This is a genomic window from Methylobacterium sp. 174MFSha1.1 (genome assembly GCF_900116815.1).
Lineage (GTDB): Bacteria > Pseudomonadota > Alphaproteobacteria > Rhizobiales > Beijerinckiaceae > Methylobacterium.
In genome coordinates this window covers 140,491-158,862 of sequence record NZ_FPCB01000017.1, presented here as the reverse complement: position 1 = coordinate 158,862, position 18,372 = coordinate 140,491, and the positions used below count along the sequence as shown (strand labels likewise).

Here is an 18,372-nt window from a genome sequence, read left to right as displayed (position 1 = left end):
TCATCCGGGGGATGGCTCGGCTCTCCATCCTGCACGCTCCGTGTCGCAAAGGCCCGCTCGCTCATGACGGCGGGGACCTTCCGCGATGACCAACCACGTGACGACGCGCTGCCTGGTCCGCGGGTCCTCGGCCGAGGTGGCGGCCTTCCGGGCCCTCATGGTCGAGGATCCGCCGCTCCGTGAGCCCCCCATCGCGGGTCTCCTGGCTCGGCTGTGCGCCCTGGTGGGACGGGCCGCGCCCGAGCCGCGCCCCCCGCCGCCCTCGACATTCGACTTCAACCGCATCCTGCCGATGCCGGGCACGCTGGCGGACGGCCCCGAGCGGGCTGCGTGGGCGCTGGACCATTGGGGCACGCAGCGCAACGCGGACGCCTACGACGAGCTGGGGCGGTCCGACGACGGGGCGGGCGGCGCGATGCTGGAGTTTGTCCTGGCGACGGCGTGGAGCTTTCCGGCTCCGGTGTTCGAGGCTTTGCACCGGCGCTTCCCGGCCTTGCGGTTCGACGTGGTCGGCTTCGAGGAGGCCTGGCATTTCGCGGTCGAAGGGGTTTACGGCCCCGGCGAGACCGGGGCGGTCGAGATCGACCCGACGGCCGACCTCTACATCCGCGTGTACGGGGTTCCGCCCGAGCCCGACGAGGAAGCGTGACGGCCGGTCCGGCACCTGCCCCGTAACGCCGGACGGAATCCGACACCCGCGCACCTGTCGGGACTTTCGTGCTCGCATCCGGGGTGACCGCCTCCCTCATGAGCACCCTTTGCCGGCGGCGCATCTTTGAGCGCCAGCCCGTGACCGATTTCACGTCTTTCTGCTGCGGCTCTCGGCGTCCTGCTGTACGCTGAGGCAGGGATGCCCGCGCGAGACGGGCGCCCGGAGGATGCGGGCCCAAGGGAGACGACCATGCGCGACATCGCACGGGCGCAGGACGCGCCGCTGCCCGACGCGGAGACCACCGCCTGGTGGGCGGCGATGCCCCTCGACCTCTGGGGCGTGGTGCTGGCGGTGATCGCCGCGGGCGGGCTGAAGCTCGCAGGAATCCTGCCTTAAGCGATCCTGCCTCAAGCCCTCCACGCCGCCGTCGCACTCTCGCCCCAGCCTCGGACCAGATTTCCCTGCAAGAGTTTCGCAAGGAACAGCCGGCACGATCCGTGCGTGGCTCGACCGCGGCTCAAGGTTCGCGCGCAGGAGGACGGTTCCATGCTGATGGCTTTCGTCGGACGCCTCACCCAGCGTTGGCGGGATCTCATCGCCGCGGTCATGGATCCCTACCGTCCCGAACTGCACTACATGCGCGGCCCCGGCCCGCGCTGGCGCGAGCGGCATCCGGAGGGCTGAGGCGACCGGCTTCGGCTTGCGCGCCGGCGCCGACCGGGTCCAACTCGCGGACCCGTTCCCCGACCGGAGTCCGCCCCGTGAGCGCCGCGCAACAAGACCCCGCCCAGAAATTCGATCGTTCCCGCGCCGCGGAATACGAGCAGCAGAGCCGCATCGCGCTCGCCGGCTACGAGGCCTGCCACGAACTCGCCGCCTGCATGCTGGCCGCCGCCCTCGGCTCGGGCCGCGACGCACGGGTGCTGGTCGCCGGAGCGGGTGGGGGGGCCAAAGAGATCGTCACCGCGGCGGCGCTCGAGCCGCGCTGGCGCTTCACCGCGGTCGATCCCTCCGAGCCGATGCTGGCGCTGGCGGTCGCCCGGCTGGAGGAGAGGGGGCTGACCGAGCGCACAGAGGTGGTGCGCGGGACCGTCGCCAACTTGCCGGAGGGCGAGGCGTTCGACGCCGCGACCCTGATCGGCGTCCTCCACCACCTGCCCGGCGATGAAGCCAAGCGGGCGATCCTGCGGGACATCGCCCGGCGCCTGGCGCCGGACGCGCCGCTGATCCTCGCCGGCAACCATCAGGCTTACGCGAGCCAGCCGCTGCTGCTCGCCGCCTGGGGCGAGCGCTGGCGCCAGCAGGGTGCCGGGCCCGACGAGGTCGCGGCGAAGCGGGCGAAGATCCTGCAGGGGGCGGACCCGCCGCATTCGGAGCAGGCGGTGGCCGAGCTGCTGCGCGAGAGCGGCTTCGGCCCGCCGTTGCGGTTCTTCTCCAGCCTGTTCTGGGGCGCCTGGATCGCCCGGCGGGCTCCGGACGCTCGATGAGCGCCGGACCGCCCGGCGGGCGGTCCGGTCCGGGTCAGGCGGCCGGCACCGGCTCGGTGAGCGTCGCCGGCCGGTCGGAGAGCCGACTCGCGACCACGAGTCCGATCAGCGCCGAGGCCGCGATGATGAGGCCCGGCGCCGCCGCCCAGCCGGTGGCGCCGATGAGCGCGTTGGCGACGAGCGGCCCGAGACCGCTGAGCAGGGTGAAGCCGATATTGAGCGCGAGCGCGACGCCGCTGAACCGCACCCGGGTCGGGAACAGCCCGGCGAGCAGGAAGGCGAAGCTGCCGTTGGCCCCGGCCACCGCCATGGTGAGGAGCGGCAGCACCACGAACAGGTTCGCCCCGCCCCGCGCCAGCACCTGGTAGGCCGGGATCACCCCGATCAGGACGATCAGCGCGGAGGCCTGCATCAGGCGGCGCGGCGGCACCCGGTCGGCGAAGAACGAGGCGAAGAGCAGCGAGGCCGACATGGCGAAGAGCGCGACGTTCATCGCCAGCGCCACCTCGCGCGGCGGATATTTCAGCACCTGGATCAGGTAGGCCGGCATGTGGGCGAACAGGATGCCGTTGAAGCCGGCCGTCAGCGCCACGACGCCGATGCCGAGGAGCACCGCGCCGCGATGATCGCGAAAGACCTCGCCGATCGGCCGGCGGGCGGCGCGGTGCTGGAGGCGCAGGAACTCGGGCGTCTCTTCCAAGCTGCGCCGCAGCACGAAGCTGACGAGCCCGACGACGCCGCCGAACAGGAAGGCGATGCGCCAGCCGTACTCCGCCATGGCGGCCGGCGGCAGCCAGGATTGCAGCGCGAGGTTGACGAGGGCCGCGAGCAGCACGCCGCCGTTGACGAGGCAGAAGACGATGCCGCAGGCGAGGCCGGGCCGGCGCGAGGCGGTCTCGACCACGAAGGTGATGGCGCCGGGCAGTTCGCCGCCGATGCAAAGCCCCTGCACGAAGCGCAAGCTCACGAGGAGCAAGGTCGCCCACACGCCCCAGGAGGCGTAGGCCGGAACGAGGCCCATGCCGAGCGTGCAGGCCGACATGGTGAAGACGGTGACCACGAACACGGTCTTGCGGCCGTAGCGGTCGCCGAAATGGCTCAGCACCAGGCCGCCGAGGGGGCGGGCGAGGTAGCCGACCGCGAACACCGCCAGCGACAGGGTCAGGGCCGCGACCGGATCGCTCGCCGGAAAGAACGCGGCGGCGATATCCTTCGCAAAGATCCCGTAGACGATGAAATCGTAGTATTCGAGACCGCCGCCGAGGCTCGCGAGCAGCGTCATCTTCCATTGGCGGCGGGTGAGATCGCTCCCGCTGCTCACGTCAGGTGTCATCGTGGTGTCCTCCGGAGCGTTCTTGTCCTTGTGCCCCGGAGGCCCCTTACTGCGGTTCCGTCCGCCCCGCCATATCGCGCCGGCTACATCACCGCGCCGATCTGCCAGGGCACGAACTCGGCATCGCCGTAGCCGAACCCTTCCGACTTGGTGCGCTCGCCCGAGGCGACGCGCAGGATCGTCTCGAAGATCTGGCGGCCCTTCTCCTCGATCGAGGTGCCGTCGAGCACGTCGCCGCAGTCGATGTCCATGTCGTCCTGCATCCGCCGGTACATCTCGCTGTTGGTGGCGAGCTTGATCGACGGGGTCGGCTTGCAGCCATAGGCCGAGCCACGGCCGGTGGTGAAGCAGAGCACGTTGGCCCCGCCCGCGACCTGGCCGGTCGCCGCCACCGGATCGAAGCCGGGGGTGTCCATGTAGACGAAGCCCTTGGCGGTCACCGGCTCGGCGTAGCGGTAGACGCCGGTGAGCGTCGTCGAGCCGCCCTTGGCGGTGGCGCCGAGGGACTTCTCCAGGATGGTGGTCAGACCGCCGGCCTTGTTGCCGGGGGAGGGGTTGTTGTTCATCTCGCCGCCGTTGCGGGCGGTGTAGGCCTCCCACCAGTGGATCATCTCGACGAGCTTGTGGCCGATCTCCGGCGTCGCGGCGCGCGCCGTCAGCAGGTGCTCGGCGCCGTAGATCTCCGGCGTCTCGGAGAGGATCGCGGTGCCGCCCTCAGAGACCAGCCGGTCGACCGCGGCGCCGAGCGCCGGGTTGGCGGTGATGCCCGAATAGCCGTCCGAGCCGCCGCATTGCAGCGCCAGCATCAGCTCGGAGGCCGGTACGGTCTCGCGCTTGGCTTTCGCGACGGCCGGCAGCATCTCGCGGAGCGCCGCGACGCCGGCCTCGATGGTGCGGCGCGTGCCGCCGGTATCCTGGATGGTGAAGCTGCGGAAGGTCTCGCTCTCCTCGATGCCGTAGGCGCGCTTCCAGCGGTCGATCTGCAGTCCCTCGCAGCCGAGGCCGACCATGATCACGCCGCCCATGTTCGGGTTGGCGGCGTAGCCCCACAGCGTGCGCTTGAGGATGTCGGCGCCCTCGCCCTGGATGTCGTAACCGCAGCCGGTGCCGTGGGTCAGCGGAATGATGCCGTCGATGCCCGGAAACTCGTCGAGGAGGCCGGAGCGCCGGGCTTCCTCGGCGATGAAGCGCGCGACCGTGGCCGAGCAGTTCACCGAGGTCAGCACGCCGACATAGTTGCGGGTGCCGACCCGGCCGTCGGCCCGGCGATAGCCCTCGAAGGTGGCGCGCTGGGCGTCGGGCACCATCGCGACGGGCCTCGCCTCCTCGCAGAAGCGGTAGTCGCGGGCAAAGTCGCCCTTGTCCTCTCCTAAGCCCACATTATGCTCGTGCACCCACTCGCCCGGCGCGATGGCGCGGCTGGCGAAGCCGATGATCTGGCCGAACTTCCGGATCGGCCCGCCCTCGGAGATCGTCACCACCGCGAATTTGTGGCCGCGCGGCACGCGCGCCGAGGCGGTCACGCCCTCGACGGTGGCGCCGGGCACGATCGGGTCCACCGCCACCACGACGTTGTCCTCGTGGCTGAGGCGCACGATGCGGGGGTTGGTGGGGTGGAGGGGCGTGGGGGAGGACATGGATGGGACCTTGTTGCTTGGGGCCCATCATACGGCGGTGCGATCCGTCGGGCCATCATGTGTTTCGCAGGTCACGCCGCCGCGCTGAGCAAATCTCGGAGTTGCGGTCGAGCGCTGTTAGTCGGCTCTGACGCTCCTCCCACCCTCCTGGTCATTCCGGGGCCGCGCACCGGAGCCCGGAATCCAGACACTCAGGAGATTCTGAACAGAGCGGTGTGTGTTCCGCCTCATTCTCTACCCTCTGCGGTTCTGGATTCCGGGCTCCGCTGTGCAGCCCCGGAATGACGCGGAGGGTGCAAGTCCCGTAGATGCGAGCGAACCTGATCAATGCGCCAGCGCTTCCGCCTTGGCCCGCCCGCCCAGATACGCCGCCCGGATGTCGTCGTTGGCCCAGAGCGCCTGCGGCTCGCCGCTGAGCACCAGCTGACCGGTCTCCAGCACGTAGCCGCGATCGGCGACCGAGAGGCCCATGCGGGCGTTCTGCTCGACGAGCAGCACGGTGGTGCCGCGACGGCGCACCTCGGCGATGATCGCGAACACCGCCTGCACGATCACCGGGGCGAGGCCCAGCGACGGCTCGTCGAGGAGCAGGATGCGGGGCTTCGCCATCAGCCCTCGGGCGAGGGCGACCATCTGGAGCTGGCCGCCCGAGAGCGTCCAGCCGAGGGCGTCGCCGAAGCGGCGGATGTCGGGGAAGAGCTCGAACATGCCCTCCGCCTCGTCGCGGATCTGGCGGCTCGTGAGCCCCTTCCGGTTCGAGGCGCCGAGCATGATGTTCTCGCGCACCGTGAGGCCCGGGAAGACCCGGCGCCCCTCCGGCACGTGCGCCACGCCCCGGCGCACGATCTCCTCGGGCTTGAGGCCCAGCAGCGACTGGCCCTCGAACAAAACCTCGCCGCCGGCCGGCTTCACCAGCCCCGAGATGGTCTTGAGCGTGGTCGACTTGCCGGCGCCGTTGGAGCCGAGCAGGGTCACGACCTCGCCGGCCTCGACCGAGAACGAGATGCCGCGCACGGCCTCGATCTCGCCGTAGCGCACGGTCAGGTCGCGGATTTCCAGGAGTGCCATGAATGTCTCCTGCTCACGCCGTGGCGAGGTCGGTCTTGAGGCCGACATTCGGCCCCTCGGTCGCTTCCTGGCCGAGATAGGCCTCGATCACGGCGGGCTCGCGCAGCACCGTGGCGGTGACCCCGTCGGCGATGCGCCGGCCGAAATTCAGCACCGTGATGTGGCTCGCCACGTCGCTCACCAGCGTCATGTCGTGGTCGATGATCAGGATGGTCAGGCCCTTGGCGGCCATCCGGCGCAGGAGCACGGTCAGCGCGTTCTTCTCGGACGAGTTGAGGCCCGCCGCCGGCTCGTCGAGGAGGAGGAGCACCGGGTTGCCGGCCAGCGCCCGGGCGATCTCGACCAGGCGCTGGTGGCCGTAGGAGAAGGACGAGATCGGCTCGTCGGCCCGGGATTCCAGCCCGACGAAGGCGAGAGCGGCCCGCGCCCGGGCTTCCAGCGAGGCACGGTCATGGGCGACGATGCCGTTGCCCGGCCGCTCGGCGCCGATCACCACGTTTTCCAATGCGCTCATCGAGCGGAACAGGCGGATGTTCTGGAACGTCCGCCCGAGGCCTGCCGCCGCGCGCTGGTGCGGCGCGAAGCGGGTGATGTCCTGGCCGTTGAGACGCACCTTTCCGCCGGTCGGGGTGTAGAGGCCCGACAGCACGTTGAGCGTCGTGGTCTTGCCCGATCCGTTCGGGCCGATCAGCGCGTGGATGCCGCCGCGGGCGACCGTGAAGCTGACCTCGTCCACGGCCTTCAGGCCGCCGAAATGCTTCGACAGGCCCTCGACCTCGAGCACCGGCGCGGTGGAGGCGGCCTCTTGCGTCAGCGTCAGCTCCTGAGCCCGGGCCGGGGCGGGTTTCTTCGGCCGCAGGCGCTTCACCTGGTCGCCGAGGAAGCCCCAGATGCCCTCTGGCATGAACACCACGATCAGGATGACGGCGAGGCCATAGATCGCGAGGTAGAGGCCCGGAATCTCCTTCAGGAAGCGCAGCCATTCGGGGATCAGGATCAGCAGCCCGGTGCCGATCACCGCGCCGACCGGCGAGCCGACGCCGCCGAGGAGCGCCATGGTGAGGAACACCACGGATTCGGCGAAGGAGAATTGGTCCGGGCTGATATAGGTGAAGCTGCCGGCAAACAGCCCGCCGCCGAGGCCCGCCAGAAGGGCGCCGATGGCAAAGGCCGCCACCTTGGTGCGGTAGATGTCGATGCCGGTGACGCCCGCGGCGAGCTCGTTGTCGCGCACCGCCCGCATGGCGCGGCCGAGCCGGGTCTTCGGCATCCGCCACACCGCGTAGGCCACCGCCGCCAGCACGAAGACGCAGAGCGCGAGGTAGCTCTGGCCGTCGGTGAAGAGCCCGGGGCGCTTGATGTTCGGCACGCCGTCCGGTCCGTGGGTGACCGGGATCCAGTTGATCATGATCAGCGTCAGGATCTGCTGGAACGAGATCGTCACCATCGCGAGATAGTGGCCGCCTAAGCGGAGCGTCGAGGCGCCGAGGACCGCGCCGAGGATCAGCGCGAGCCCGAGGCCGATCGGCAGGCAGAGCCAGAAGCTGATGCCGAGATCGACGGTACCGAGGCCGACCGCGTAGGCGCCGATGCCGAAGAACGCGGCCTGGGCAAGGTTGATCTGCCCGCACAGGCCCAGCACGACGGTGAGGCCGATGACCGCGATGGCGTAGGTCGCGGCCTGCATCAGGATGTTGAGCACGTAGCCGCTGAACGGCGTCGTGGCGGCGAGGAACACCGCGACCGCCACGAGGGCGACGTAGGCGAGGGTGCCGAGAGGGAAACGGCGGGCGGGGGCGTCGGACACCGGGTCCGCCGCGACGGGGCGAGGGGAGCCGGTCATGCTTTCTCCGCGATGCGTTCGCCGAAGATGCCCTGCGGGCGGAAGGCCAGGAAGGCGACGAGGACGATGAAGGCGAAGGCGTCCTTGTACGGCACCGAGACGTAGGCCGCCCCGAAGGTCTCGATGATGCCGAGCGCCAGCCCGCCGATGATCGCGCCCGTCACGTCGCCGAAGCCGCCGATGATGGTGGCGGCGAAGGCCTTGAGCGCGATGGTCGCGCCCATCTGGATCGACACGAACAGCACCGGCGCCACCAGGATGCCGGCGATGCCCCCTAACACCGCGCTGTAGACGAAGGTCAGCATGATCATCCCGGCGACCGGGATGCCGAGCAGGGCCGCCATCTCCTTGTCCTGCGAGGTCGCCTGCAGCTTCTTGCCGATCAGCGTGTGCTCGAAGAACCAGTACTGGAACGCCACCAGCACCGCGGTCACGGCGATGATCAGCAGGTACTGGGTGTCAAGGAAGACCGGTCCGATCAGGAACCCTTGCGTCTCGAAGACCGGCGGCAGCACCTGCGGCTGCGGCCCGTAGAGGGCGAGCGTGGTGTTGGCGAGGAAGATCGAGGCGCCGATGGTCGAAATGATCACCGGCAGGTAGGTGCGGTGACGCAACGGGTAGTAGACGCCGAGGTTGAACAGGGCCCCGAGCAGCGCCATCCCGCCGATGGCGAGCAGGAACGACAGCCAGTACGGCCATTCGAGGTCGACGGCGAAGACCACCATCAGGAAGGCCGCCACCATCGAGAACTCGCCCTGCGCGAAGTTGACGACGTTGGTGGCGCGGAAGATCAGCACGAAGCCGAGCGCGACGAGCGCGTAGACGGCGCCGATGCCGATCCCCGTGAAGAGGAGCTGGAGGATGAGGTCCATGAGGGCCTGTCCCGGATCGGATGAGGGGGCGTACCGCTGTTGAGACGGCCGAAACGGCATCGGGACGGCACAGGGCCGTCCCGCGTAAGGTGTCCGAAGATCAGGCCTTGTAGAAGTCGATGCGCTTGTCGAAGACGATGTTGCCCTTGTCGTTGCGCACCACGTTGTAGCCGTGCAGGCCGTCGCCGTTCTGGTCGAAGTTGTAGGTGCCTTCCGCCCCCTCGTGGCCGCGCACGGCGAGCAGCGCCTCGCGGATCGCCTTCGGGTCGGTCTTGCCGGCGGCGTTGATGGCCTTCGCCAGCACCGTCACGGCGTCGAAGGTCCAAGAGGATTGGTTGTCGGGGGCGAGCTTCATCACCGCCCGGTAGGCCTTGCCGAAGTTGCGCGCCGCGTCGCTCGATTCCTCGGCGTAATCCGCCACCCCGTAGGTGTTGTAGAGCGACGGCCCGGCGAGCTTGAGCGCCGTGACGTTGACGATCGAGGCCGAGCCGACCCACGGCGCCTGCACGCCGAGCTGGCGCAGCTGCCGGGCGAAGATGCCGAGGTCGTTCTCGAAGGTGAAGTAGGAGCCGATCACGTCGGCGCCCGACTGGCGGATCGCCAGCACCACCGGCGTGAAGTCCTGGCTCTGGTTGGTGTAGCCCTGGTCGAGCGCCACCGTGGCGCCGGCCTTGCCCAGGGCCTCGGTCAGCGCCTTGGCGCCGCTGGTGCCGAAGGCGTCGGTCGAGTGGATGATCGCCCACTTCTTCTTGGCGAGTGTGCTCACGCCGTACTCGGCGATGACGCGGGCCGAGAAGCTGTCGTTCGGGCGGAAGCGGAACAGCCACGGGTTGCCGAGCTGAGTCAGCACCGGATCGGTGCCGCCGAAGGCCACGGGCTTGGCCGTCTTGAGGATGTCCGGCGCCATGGCGTGGTTCTGGGTCGAGCGGATCGAGCCGAGGAACGCCACGAGGTCGGGTTGCGAGGCGAGCTTGGAGAAGGCCAGCACCGCGCCCGGATTGGTGGTCTGGTCGTCCTCGGTGACGAGCTCCATCGGCTTGCCGAGCACGCCGCCGGCCTTGTTGACGGCTTCCAGCGCGATCTTGGCGCCGTTGAGGGCGAAGCGGCCGGCATCCGCCCCGGGCCCGGTGACCGGCAGCACCATGCCGATGCGGATCGTGCCGCCCGCTTGTGCGCTCGCCGGGCGGATGATCGACGGGGCGACGAGGCCCGTGGCCGCGACCGTGGCCGCACTCTTCAGGAAAACGCGGCGCGTCGTCCTCATCGGCATGTTCCTCCCGTGGGAAAATGGCCGGTGCTTCGAGGCCCGGCCTTGGGCGGGGATGAGACACCGGCAGCGCTGCCATGTCCATCCCCCGGGATTGAAAAATGCCGGGTCAGATCTGCGCCGGATCCCCTCGACCTGCGGCTCCGGCGCGGCCATTCTCCCGGCCGCCAGAATCAAGAAACCGGGAGGATTGTTGATGCAGATCTCAGCCAGCGGCCTGACCGCTTACGTGCGGGACATCTTCTTGCGCGAGGGCTGCTCCGAGGCCGAGGCCGAGCGGATCGGCCGCTACCTCGTCGCCGCCAACCTGACCGGGCACGACAGCCACGGGGTGATCCGGGTGCCGCGCTACGTCGCCTGGTTGCAGGAAGGCGAGGTCGAGGCCGACCGCATGCCCGAGGTGGTGAGCGACGGCCCGGCCTTCGCCCTCGTCGACGCCCATTACGGCTTCGGCCAGACCGCCGGTCCGTTCGCGACCGAACTCGGCATCCGCAAGGCGCGGGAGAACGGCGTCGCCATCGTGGCCCTGCGCCACGCCGGCCATCTCGGCCGCATCGGCGAGTGGGCCGAGCAGGCCGCCGCCGCCGGCCTCGTCTCGGTGCATTTCGTCAACGTGGCGGGCAGCCTCCTCGTCGCGCCCTTCGGCTCGGTCGACCGGCGCTTCTCGACCGCGCCCTTCGCGGCGGGTTTCCCGGTCCAGGGCGCCGAGCCGGTGATCCTCGACTTCGCGACCTCCGCGGTCGCCGAGGGCAAGGTGCTGGTCGCCTCGCAGGGTGGCAAGGCGCTGCCCGAGGGCGTGCTGATCGAGCCCGACGGGCGCCTCTCTGCCGATCCCGCGACCCTCTACGGCCCCCTCGACGGCCTGGAGCGCGACAACCGCAACGGCGCCGGTGCGATCCGGGCCTTCGGGGAGCACAAGGGCTCGGGGCTCGCGCTGATGTGTGAGTTGCTCGCCGGCGCGCTCACGGGATCCGGCACGGCTGGGCCGGGCGCGCGGCGGTTCTGCAACGGCATGCTGTCGCTCTACATGACGCCGGAGGCCTTCGGCTCCGAGGACGCGATGGTGCGCGAGACCCGCGCCTATCTCGACTTCTTCAAGAGCGCCCGGCCGGTGCCGGGGGGCGAGGTCCTGCTGCCGGGCGAGCCGGAGCGGCGCATGCGGGCGAAGCGCCTGGCCGAGGGCGTGCCGTTGTCGGACCCGGTGTGGGAGACGCTGCTCGCAGCGGGACGGCCGCATGGGTTGGATGGGGAGGCGTATCGGACCAGGGGTTGAACCACGGCCGCGGCGCGGGTCGCTGCGCGACACCGTATGACCACCTTGCGGCAGGTGCGCTGTAAGCATACCCTGTCGCATGGATTTCGATTGGCACGACGAGAAGAACGAGAAGGTGCGCGCTGAGCGCGGTTTCGGCTTCGAGGATGCCGTCGGAGTTTTTCTCGGTCAGGTCGTCGAGTGGCCCGACTTGCGTCAAGCCTACGGCGAGCCTCGTGTGATCGCGGTCGGTGAGGTCGGAGGTCGGTTCTACACCGTCGTCTACACGGACCGGGGGCCGGTGCGCTGGATCATCACCGCTTGGCCCTCGAACAGGAAGGAGCGTACGCGATGGCGAAATTCAGTCTGAGCAAAGCGCTCCTGCATCGTCCCCAGATCGACGAAGCCAAACTCGACGCAACGACCGAAGACGATATCCGGGCCTATCAGGAGGAGGACGGTTTCGACCCGGATTGCGAGCCGACCGCCGTGCGCGTCGTGCCGGGTCCGCGAGACGTCCGTGTCCGTCTCGGCCTGACCCAGAAGGAATTCGCGGAGGCGCTGCACATTCCTCTGTCGACGGTGCGAAACTGGGAACAAGGCCGCACCGTTCCGGATGCGCCGGCTCGTGCTCTGCTGACCGTCGTGGCACGAGAGCCGGAAGCCGCCTTCGCCGCTCTCGGTTCAGTCGTCGTGCCGGAGGAAACCAACGGCGGAACGGCGCCGGTGCCGTCCCGATAGCCCGGGCAGCTCTATAGCCCGTCACGCTCCTGGGGTGGCCTCTTGTCGAGACAATCCGAGAGCATGTCATCCGGCATGGCGTCGATCACATCGAGCAGGATGGAGAGATTGGCCGGACACACGCGCGAGTTCACATCGCCGCCGGGCGGACGCGCCTCGGCTTCGACCCCGCGGGCCCGGGCCTGATGCGCAGGCCGCACTGTCCGGTCCTCACCCTCTCCGAACGCCTTGCCACGCGCCATGCTACCCTCCTCGTGAACGGGCTCGCCTCGTCCCCAGACGTTCTACCCCGGCGACTCCGCTTCATTGCCCAGAAAACCACGAGACACGGCGCTCCGCTTCCGTACAATCCTCCCGTCCGGCGCGAAGACACCGGACGGGAGGAGACGAGTGATGAACCGACGTGACGTCCTCGCGGGCGCCGCCGCCCTCACGGCGACCACGGTCGCGGCGCGGGCCGACCGGCTGCCCCTCGGCGACCTGCCGGGCACCCGCTATCCCGACCCGCGGGTCGAGGCGCTGGACAAGCGCTTCCGCTACAAGGTCGGCAACGCCGCCATCGAGCGCATCGCCACCGGCTTCCGCTGGGCCGAAGGCCCGGTCTATTTCCGGGACGGCGGCTACCTCCTGTGGAGCGACATTCCCAACAACCGGATCATGCGCTGGCTCGAGAACGGCCATGTCAGCGTGTTCCGGGCGAACTCGAACTACTCGAACGGCAACACCCGCGACCGCCAGGGCCGGCTCATCACCTGCGAGCACGACACGCGGCGGGTGACCCGCACCGAGCCGGACGGCAAGATCACGGTGCTGATCGACAAGTTCGACGGCAAGCCGCTCAACGCGCCGAACGACGCAGTGGTGGCCTCCGACAACGCGGTCTGGTTCACCGATCCGGGCTACGGCATCGACGGGTTCTACGAGGGCCACAAGGACAAGGCGGAACTCCCGACCCGGGTCTACCGGCTCGATCCGTCGACCGGCCAGGCCAAGGTGGTGGCCGAAGGCATCGACCGGCCGAACGGGCTGGCCTTCTCGCCCGACGAGAAGATCCTCTACGTGGTCGATTCCGGCGCGACCCATGGCGGGCGGGCGAACATCCGCGCCTTCAACGTCGAGGGCGACAAGCTCACCGGCGACCGGGTCTTCGCGGAAGGGTTCTCGCCGGGCTTCACCGACGGCGTGCGCACCGACGTCGACGGCAACGTCTGGTGCTCGATGGGCTGGGCCGATCCGAAGGAGGACGGCGTACGCTGCTATACGCCGTCGGGCGACCTGATCGGCAAGATCCACCTGCCGGAGACCTGCGCCAATCTCTGCTTCGGCGGACCGAAGAAGAACCGGCTGTTCATGGCCGCGAGCACGTCGATCTACGCGGTGTATGTGGAGACGCAGGGCGCGATGGTGCCGTAGGCCCGGGGTTTAGGCCTTAGCGCAACGCGTGCGCGCATGAACCCTCCCCCCTCTGCGGGGGAGGGTGGTCCCTGCGTCAGCAGGGGCCGGGAGAGGGGACGCCGCGTCCAGAGAGGTCGCGACCATGATGACGGGCGCTACCTGGATCAGCGTCGCGCTGCCCCTCTCCCGGCTCGCTCCGCTCGCCACCCTCCCCCGCAGAGGGGGGAGGGTTCTGCCTCGGCGTTCTACAAGTATCGTTCAAGTAAAATCCTAAAACTCCACCCGGTCTCCACCCTTCAGCGCCAGGATCTCGCGCGCGTCGTCAGGCGTCGCGACGTCGAGCCCCAGTCCCTCGATGATCTGGCGCACCTTCAGGACCTGCTGCGCATTGGACTCGGCCATCTGGCCCGCCCCGATCCACAGCGAATCCTCCAGCCCGACCCGGACGTTGCCGCCAAGCGCAATCGCCTGCGCCGCGATGGTCATCTGGTTGCGGCCCGCCCCCAGCACCGACCAGCGGTAATCGTCGCCGAACAGCCGGTCGGCGGTACGCTTCATGTGCTGCACGTCCTCCGGATGCTGGCCGATGCCGCCGAGAATGCCGAACACGCTCTGAACGAAGAACGGCGGCTTGATCACGCCGCGATCGGCGAAGTGGGCGAGCGTGTAGAGGTGGCCGATATCGTAGCACTCGACCTCGAACCGGGTGCCGTTCTCGGCGCAGGTCGTGAGGATGTGCTCGATGTCGGCGAAGGTGTTCTTGAAGATCCGGTCGCGGGAGCCTTCGAGATACGGCTGCTCCCAGTCGTGCTGGAAGGTCTTGAACCGCGACAGCATCGGGTAGAGGCCGAAATTCATCGACCCCATGTTGAGCGACGCGACCTCCGGCTTGAAGTGGGCTGCCGGGCCGAGGCGCTCGTCGATCCCCATGGTCGGGGCGCCGCCGGTGGTGAGGTTCACCACGCAGTTCGAGCGCTGCTTGATGACCTTCAGGAACGGCTCGAAGGCTTGCGGCGACTGGTCGGGCTTGCCGGTCTTCGGATCGCGGGCGTGCAGGTGGACGATCGCGGCGCCGGCCTCCGCCGCGCCGATCGCCGCTTCGGCGATCTCGTCAGGGGTCACCGGCAGGTGCGGCGACATCGAGGGGGTGTGGATCGCGCCGGTGACGGCGCAGGTGATGACGACTTTTCTCTTGGCCATGATGGCTCCTCCTAAGCATCATTCGCCGAAGCGGCTTCCGGTTCGGCGGCGAAAATGATGCGAAAACAAAGATTTAATCTGAATTGCGCTGCAATTCGGATCAAGACTGGGCGCGCTTGTGCGCCATGAGAGCGGCGAGGCGCGCGTCGCGGCGGCGGCTGCGCTCCGCCGGCGGGGCGGGATCGGGGCCGCCGTCCCAGGCGGCGACGATGCGGGCGGTGCTCTCGGGCGACCACACCGAGGCGGGGGCCGGGTCGGCGGCGAGGCGGCCGTAGAAGCCGCCGTAGCGGGCCGCGTAATCGGCGACGCCGCCCGGCGCGTTGAGATCGATGGTGGCGAAGGGGCCGAGGAAGGACCAGCGCAGGCCCAACCCCTCGGCCACGGTCTTGTCGAGGTCGGCCGGGCTCACCACCCCCTCGGCGACGAGGCGGAAGGCCTCCGAGAGCAGGGCGCCCTGCAGCCGGTTGAGCACGAAGCCCTCGACCTCGCGGTGGACCGTCACCGGCGCCTGGCCGGCGGCCTCGTAGAGGGCGCGGGCGCGCTCCACCACCGCCGGATCGGTCCAGGGCGCGCCGCAGAGCTCGACCACCGGCACGAGGTGGGGCGGGTTGACGGGGTGGCCGACGAGGCAGCGGGCGCGCCCCGCGAGGCCTTCGGTGAACAGCGAGGCGACGATGGCCGAGGTCGAGGAGGCGAGGATCGTCTCCGGTCCGCACAAGGCATCGAGCTCGGCAAAGAGCGCGCGCTTGGCCTCCACCGTCTCGGGGCCGTTCTCCTGCACGAGGTCGGCGCCGGCCACCGCCTCGGCGAGGCTCGGGCAGGTGCGGATCCGGGCGAGGATCGCCGGCACGTCGGCGACGAGGCCGTGGGTCTCGAGCTGGCGCAGGGCCTCTTCGATGTGCCCCGGCGCGGCGTCGAGCGCCGCCGGGTGGAGGTCGGTGAGGCGGACGTCGAACCCGGACCGGGCGAAGACCACGGCCCAGGACCGGCCGATCAGCCCAGCCCCGACGATGGCGACTCTTGGGGCAACTGTTGGCATCGGCAACGAATCTCCCTCGGGATGGATCATAGACAAGAACTCACAGCCACAGCACCTGCCGTCGAAGCGCGAGGTCGTCGCGCAGGGCCTGCGAGGGGCCGGTATGCATCACCCGGCCGCGCTCCAGCGCCACGGTCCGGTCGGAGAGGGCGAGCGCGAGGTCGAGGTTGTGGTCGACGATGACGATCGAGACCTCGCGGCGGAGGGCGTCGAAGGTCTCGAACAGGCTCTCGACCACTGCCGGCGCCAAGCCCTCGAACGGCTCGTCGAGGAGCAGCACCCGCACGTCGCCGGAGAGGGCGCGGGCCACCGCCACCATCTGCTGCTCGCCGCCCGAGAGGTAATCGGCCGGCGTCCGCCAGCGCTCGCGCAGGCGCGGGAAGTAGGACAGCACCCGTTCCTCGTCCCAGTGCATGCCGTTGCCGGTGCGGCGCTTGAGCCGGCCGAGCTCCAGGTTCTCGGCGACGCTCATCCCGGCGAAGAGGCCGCGCCCCTGCGGCACGTAGCCGATTCCGGCCCGGGCGATCGCCGCGGCCGAGCGGCCGTCGAGAACCTCGTCGCCGAGCTTGATGTGGCCGGCGGCGTGGGGCGCCAGCCCGGTAATGGTCTTGAGGCAGGTCGACTTGCCGGCGCCGTTGCGGCCGAGCAGGGCCACGATCTCGTGGGCGTGGACGTCGAAGGTGACGCCCGAGAGGATGTGGCTCTTGCCGTAGAAGGTGTCGACGGAGTCGAGTGCGAGCAGCACCCGCGGCTCGGCGGCGCTCGGGCGGGCTTTGCCCGCCATCGCGGCGGTGCCCGACCCGATATAGACCTCCTGCACCCGTGGCGAGGTGCGGGCATCCTCGACCGTGCCGTCGACCAGCACCGTGCCCTCGTTCATCACCGTCACGGCGTCGGCGATCTGAAACACCCGGTCGATGTCGTGCTCGACCATCAGCACCGGCACCTCGGTCGAGACCCGCTTGATGATGTCGCCGATGCGGGTGCGCTCGGCCGCCGCGAGACCGGCCAGCGGTTCGTCGAGGAGCAGCACCCGGGGCTTCGTCGCGAGCGCCACCCCCATGTCGAGGAGGCGCTGGCCGCCATAGGAGAGGGAACCGGCCTCGGCCCGCTCCAGCCCGGCGAGCCCGAGCCAGCGCAGGATCTCGGCGGTCTCGGCCGCGGCTTCCCGGTCGGCGCGGGCGTCGCGCCAGGGGTGGAACCGGCCGGGGCGGCGGCCCTGCACGGCGAGACGGATGTTGTCCTCGACGGTGAGCGCTGGAAACAGGTTGGTGATCTGGAACGAGCGGCCGATGCCGGCCGCGCAGATCCGCTCCGGCGCGAAGCCGGCGATCGAGCGCTCGGCGAGAGTCACGGTGCCGGAGTCCGGCCGGAACATCCCGGAGATCAGGTTGAAGGCGGTCGTCTTGCCGGCGCCGTTGGGGCCGATTAGGGCGTGCAGCGTCCGGTCGCGCACCGCGATCGTGACTCCGTCGACCGCCTTCAGGCCGCCGAAGCGCTTGGCGATGCCGCGGGCGGCGAGAATCACGCCGTCAGTATTCACGCCGTTCTCGACCCTGTCCGGCCGCAGAAAGGCCGGCAGGTTCTCAGGGGCTCCGGCCCGGCGGCCGGCCATGGCGGCGTCCTCGGTGGCCGGCGGGCGCACCATCCGAGTGAGCCGCCGGCCGATGCCGACTAGCCCGTCGGGCGAGAACAGGATGAAGCCGACGAAGAGAAGGCCGAACCAGAACAGCCAGTTCGCGGTCCAGATCGACAGCATCTCCCGGAACAGGATGAAGAACAGGGCGCCGATCGCCGGCCCGGCGAGGCCGCGCATCCCGCCGATCACCACCATGGCGAGCAACTCGCCCGAGAAGGCGGAGCCGAGGGGCTCGGCCGAGGCGAAGCGGTGGGTGAAGACGCTCAAGCACCCGGCGAGCCCCGTCACCGTGGCCGAGACCGCGAAGGCGAGGAGCTTGTAGCGGTTGGTCGGGTAGCCGAGGAAGCGCGCGCGCTGCTCGTTCTCGCGGATCGCCTCCAGCACCGTGCCGACCGGGGAACGGCGGAAGCGGGCGAGCCCGTAGGCGACCGCGAAGCCGACGAGCGCCACGAGCCCGTACCAGGTCCAGGCCGCATCGAGGTCGAGCCCGAGGAACGTCGTCCGCTCGACGCCGCCATAGCCGCTCTCGCCGCCGGTGAGCGCCGTCCAGCGGAAGGCGATGGTGAAGGAGAGGGCCGACAAGGCCAGCGTCAGGAGCGAGAAATAGACCCCGCGCCGGCGCAGGATCAGCAGGCCGAGGAGCAGGGACGCCAAAGCCACGACGGCGAGGGCGAACAGGACCGGAGGCAGCAGCGTGCCGGGGAAGAAGGTGCGCTGGCCGATCGCCGCCGCGTAGGCGCCGAGGCCGAAGAAGGCGCCGTGACCGAAGGAGACGAGCCCGGTTTGCCCGACCAGGATGTTGAGGCCGAGGCAGGCCACCGCGAACACCACCACGTCGGTGGCCGAGGTGAGCGTGAGGCCGAGAGCCTGCAGGCAGAGGGGCAGGGCCACGAGGGCGGCGGCGAGGAGCGGCAGGGTGAGACGGTCGCTGCGGTCGGTCATCGTCG

Annotated in this window: 18 protein-coding genes; 8 read left to right on the top strand and 10 right to left on the bottom strand. The window is 69.9% G+C overall.

Translation table 11 applies throughout. The features are described from left to right. Nucleotides 1-85 precede the first annotated feature (85 nt). From BM430_RS16340 to BM430_RS16335, 4 genes are all read left to right on the top strand, one after another. On the top strand, nucleotides 86-649 hold the full coding sequence (locus BM430_RS16340) for a hypothetical protein (protein WP_093568307.1): 564 nt from the start codon (nucleotides 86-88) through the stop codon (nucleotides 647-649). Between the two features lie 252 nt (nucleotides 650-901). Next, nucleotides 902-1,048, top strand: coding sequence for a hypothetical protein (locus BM430_RS34765; protein WP_177303073.1), 147 nt, complete (start codon nucleotides 902-904; stop codon nucleotides 1,046-1,048). A gap of 150 nt (nucleotides 1,049-1,198) precedes the next feature. Further along, nucleotides 1,199-1,336: a hypothetical protein gene (locus BM430_RS34760; RefSeq protein ID WP_177303072.1), complete on the top strand. Its 138-nt coding sequence runs from the start codon at nucleotides 1,199-1,201 to the stop codon at nucleotides 1,334-1,336. A 77-nt stretch (nucleotides 1,337-1,413) separates the two neighbouring features. Then, nucleotides 1,414-2,139, top strand: coding sequence for a class I SAM-dependent methyltransferase (locus BM430_RS16335; protein ID WP_093568306.1), 726 nt, complete (start codon nucleotides 1,414-1,416; stop codon nucleotides 2,137-2,139). Between the two features lie 34 nt (nucleotides 2,140-2,173). Here the strand turns inward: BM430_RS16335 and BM430_RS16330 are convergent, their stop codons facing one another. From BM430_RS16330 to BM430_RS16305, 6 genes are all read right to left on the bottom strand, one after another. Beyond that, nucleotides 2,174-3,472 (bottom strand): MFS transporter, encoded by a 1,299-nt coding sequence (locus BM430_RS16330; protein WP_093568305.1) that lies wholly within the window; start codon nucleotides 3,470-3,472, stop codon nucleotides 2,174-2,176. Nucleotides 3,473-3,555: 83 nt separating this feature from the next. After that, the gene (locus BM430_RS16325) at nucleotides 3,556-5,109 is read right to left on the bottom strand and encodes a UxaA family hydrolase (RefSeq protein ID WP_093568304.1); all 1,554 of its coding nucleotides are present in this window, start codon (nucleotides 5,107-5,109) and stop codon (nucleotides 3,556-3,558) included. Nucleotides 5,110-5,433: 324 nt separating this feature from the next. Next, nucleotides 5,434-6,177, bottom strand: coding sequence for an ABC transporter ATP-binding protein (locus BM430_RS16320; protein ID WP_093568303.1), 744 nt, complete (start codon nucleotides 6,175-6,177; stop codon nucleotides 5,434-5,436). A 13-nt stretch (nucleotides 6,178-6,190) separates the two neighbouring features. Next, nucleotides 6,191-8,020 (bottom strand): branched-chain amino acid ABC transporter ATP-binding protein/permease, encoded by a 1,830-nt coding sequence (locus BM430_RS16315; RefSeq protein ID WP_093568302.1) that lies wholly within the window; start codon nucleotides 8,018-8,020, stop codon nucleotides 6,191-6,193. Then, nucleotides 8,017-8,892: a branched-chain amino acid ABC transporter permease gene (locus BM430_RS16310; protein WP_093568301.1), complete on the bottom strand. Its 876-nt coding sequence runs from the start codon at nucleotides 8,890-8,892 to the stop codon at nucleotides 8,017-8,019. Before BM430_RS16310 ends, BM430_RS16315 begins: the two co-directional genes overlap by 4 nt. A 100-nt stretch (nucleotides 8,893-8,992) precedes the next feature. Continuing rightward, entirely contained in the window at nucleotides 8,993-10,156 is a 1,164-nt protein-coding gene (locus tag BM430_RS16305; RefSeq protein ID WP_093568300.1) for an ABC transporter substrate-binding protein, read from the bottom strand. A gap of 199 nt (nucleotides 10,157-10,355) precedes the next feature. Here BM430_RS16305 and BM430_RS16300 point away from each other — a divergent pair, with 199 nt between their 5' ends. From BM430_RS16300 to BM430_RS16290, 3 genes are all read left to right on the top strand, one after another. Then, nucleotides 10,356-11,432, top strand: a complete 1,077-nt coding sequence (locus BM430_RS16300; RefSeq protein ID WP_093568299.1) for a malate/lactate/ureidoglycolate dehydrogenase — start codon at nucleotides 10,356-10,358, stop codon at nucleotides 11,430-11,432. Nucleotides 11,433-11,511: 79 nt separating this feature from the next. Then, the gene (locus BM430_RS16295; protein WP_093568298.1) at nucleotides 11,512-11,781 is read left to right on the top strand and encodes a BrnT family toxin; all 270 of its coding nucleotides are present in this window, start codon (nucleotides 11,512-11,514) and stop codon (nucleotides 11,779-11,781) included. After that, on the top strand, nucleotides 11,763-12,152 hold the full coding sequence (locus BM430_RS16290) for a helix-turn-helix domain-containing protein (protein ID WP_093568297.1): 390 nt from the start codon (nucleotides 11,763-11,765) through the stop codon (nucleotides 12,150-12,152). The genes BM430_RS16295 and BM430_RS16290 overlap by 19 nt, the downstream gene beginning before the upstream one ends. An 11-nt stretch (nucleotides 12,153-12,163) precedes the next feature. Here BM430_RS16290 and BM430_RS16285 read toward each other — a convergent pair whose 3' ends face one another. Then, nucleotides 12,164-12,394 carry a hypothetical protein gene (locus tag BM430_RS16285; RefSeq protein WP_093568296.1) on the bottom strand — a complete coding sequence of 77 codons (231 nt, stop codon included), beginning with the start codon at nucleotides 12,392-12,394 and terminating at the stop codon, nucleotides 12,164-12,166. 151 nt (nucleotides 12,395-12,545) lie between these two features. Between BM430_RS16285 and BM430_RS16280 the strand changes: the two genes are divergently transcribed. Beyond that, complete coding sequence (locus BM430_RS16280) at nucleotides 12,546-13,565, top strand: SMP-30/gluconolactonase/LRE family protein (RefSeq protein ID WP_093568295.1); 1,020 nt, start codon at nucleotides 12,546-12,548, stop codon at nucleotides 13,563-13,565. 252 nt (nucleotides 13,566-13,817) lie between these two features. On the opposite strand, the gene BM430_RS16275 is transcribed toward BM430_RS16280, so the two are convergent. The 3 genes from BM430_RS16275 to BM430_RS16265 form a co-directional block, all read right to left on the bottom strand. Then, nucleotides 13,818-14,747, bottom strand: a complete 930-nt coding sequence (locus tag BM430_RS16275; RefSeq protein WP_093568294.1) for a 3,5-dioxohexanoate:acetyl-CoA acetone transferase — start codon at nucleotides 14,745-14,747, stop codon at nucleotides 13,818-13,820. Between the two features lie 100 nt (nucleotides 14,748-14,847). Continuing rightward, nucleotides 14,848-15,786, bottom strand: coding sequence for a 3-hydroxyacyl-CoA dehydrogenase (locus BM430_RS16270; protein WP_093568293.1), 939 nt, complete (start codon nucleotides 15,784-15,786; stop codon nucleotides 14,848-14,850). Nucleotides 15,787-15,826: 40 nt separating this feature from the next. After that, complete coding sequence (locus BM430_RS16265) at nucleotides 15,827-18,367, bottom strand: branched-chain amino acid ABC transporter ATP-binding protein/permease (protein ID WP_093568292.1); 2,541 nt, start codon at nucleotides 18,365-18,367, stop codon at nucleotides 15,827-15,829. Between the last annotated feature and the right edge of the window lie 5 nt (nucleotides 18,368-18,372).

Excerpts from the sequence above, each read along its gene's own strand:
- BM430_RS16315 (WP_093568302.1), bottom strand. The coding sequence starts at position 8,020 with ATGACCGGCTCCCCTCGCCCCGTCGCGGCGGACCCGGTGTCCGACGCC.
- BM430_RS16325 (WP_093568304.1), bottom strand. The coding sequence starts at position 5,109 with ATGTCCTCCCCCACGCCCCTCCACCCCACCAACCCCCGCATCGTGCGC.
- BM430_RS16310 (WP_093568301.1), bottom strand. The coding sequence starts at position 8,892 with ATGGACCTCATCCTCCAGCTCCTCTTCACGGGGATCGGCATCGGCGCC.
- BM430_RS34760 (WP_177303072.1), top strand. The coding sequence starts at position 1,199 with ATGCTGATGGCTTTCGTCGGACGCCTCACCCAGCGTTGGCGGGATCTC.
- BM430_RS16330 (WP_093568305.1), bottom strand. The coding sequence starts at position 3,472 with ATGACACCTGACGTGAGCAGCGGGAGCGATCTCACCCGCCGCCAATGG.
- BM430_RS16285 (WP_093568296.1), bottom strand. The coding sequence starts at position 12,394 with ATGGCGCGTGGCAAGGCGTTCGGAGAGGGTGAGGACCGGACAGTGCGG.
- BM430_RS16265 (WP_093568292.1), bottom strand. The coding sequence starts at position 18,367 with ATGACCGACCGCAGCGACCGTCTCACCCTGCCGCTCCTCGCCGCCGCC.
- BM430_RS16305 (WP_093568300.1), bottom strand. The coding sequence starts at position 10,156 with ATGAGGACGACGCGCCGCGTTTTCCTGAAGAGTGCGGCCACGGTCGCG.
- BM430_RS34765 (WP_177303073.1), top strand. The coding sequence starts at position 902 with ATGCGCGACATCGCACGGGCGCAGGACGCGCCGCTGCCCGACGCGGAG.
- BM430_RS16295 (WP_093568298.1), top strand. The coding sequence starts at position 11,512 with ATGGATTTCGATTGGCACGACGAGAAGAACGAGAAGGTGCGCGCTGAG.
- BM430_RS16290 (WP_093568297.1), top strand. The coding sequence starts at position 11,763 with ATGGCGAAATTCAGTCTGAGCAAAGCGCTCCTGCATCGTCCCCAGATC.
- BM430_RS16270 (WP_093568293.1), bottom strand. The coding sequence starts at position 15,786 with ATGCCAACAGTTGCCCCAAGAGTCGCCATCGTCGGGGCTGGGCTGATC.
- BM430_RS16280 (WP_093568295.1), top strand. The coding sequence starts at position 12,546 with ATGAACCGACGTGACGTCCTCGCGGGCGCCGCCGCCCTCACGGCGACC.
- BM430_RS16320 (WP_093568303.1), bottom strand. The coding sequence starts at position 6,177 with ATGGCACTCCTGGAAATCCGCGACCTGACCGTGCGCTACGGCGAGATC.
- BM430_RS16300 (WP_093568299.1), top strand. The coding sequence starts at position 10,356 with ATGCAGATCTCAGCCAGCGGCCTGACCGCTTACGTGCGGGACATCTTC.
- BM430_RS16340 (WP_093568307.1), top strand. The coding sequence starts at position 86 with ATGACCAACCACGTGACGACGCGCTGCCTGGTCCGCGGGTCCTCGGCC.
- BM430_RS16275 (WP_093568294.1), bottom strand. The coding sequence starts at position 14,747 with ATGGCCAAGAGAAAAGTCGTCATCACCTGCGCCGTCACCGGCGCGATC.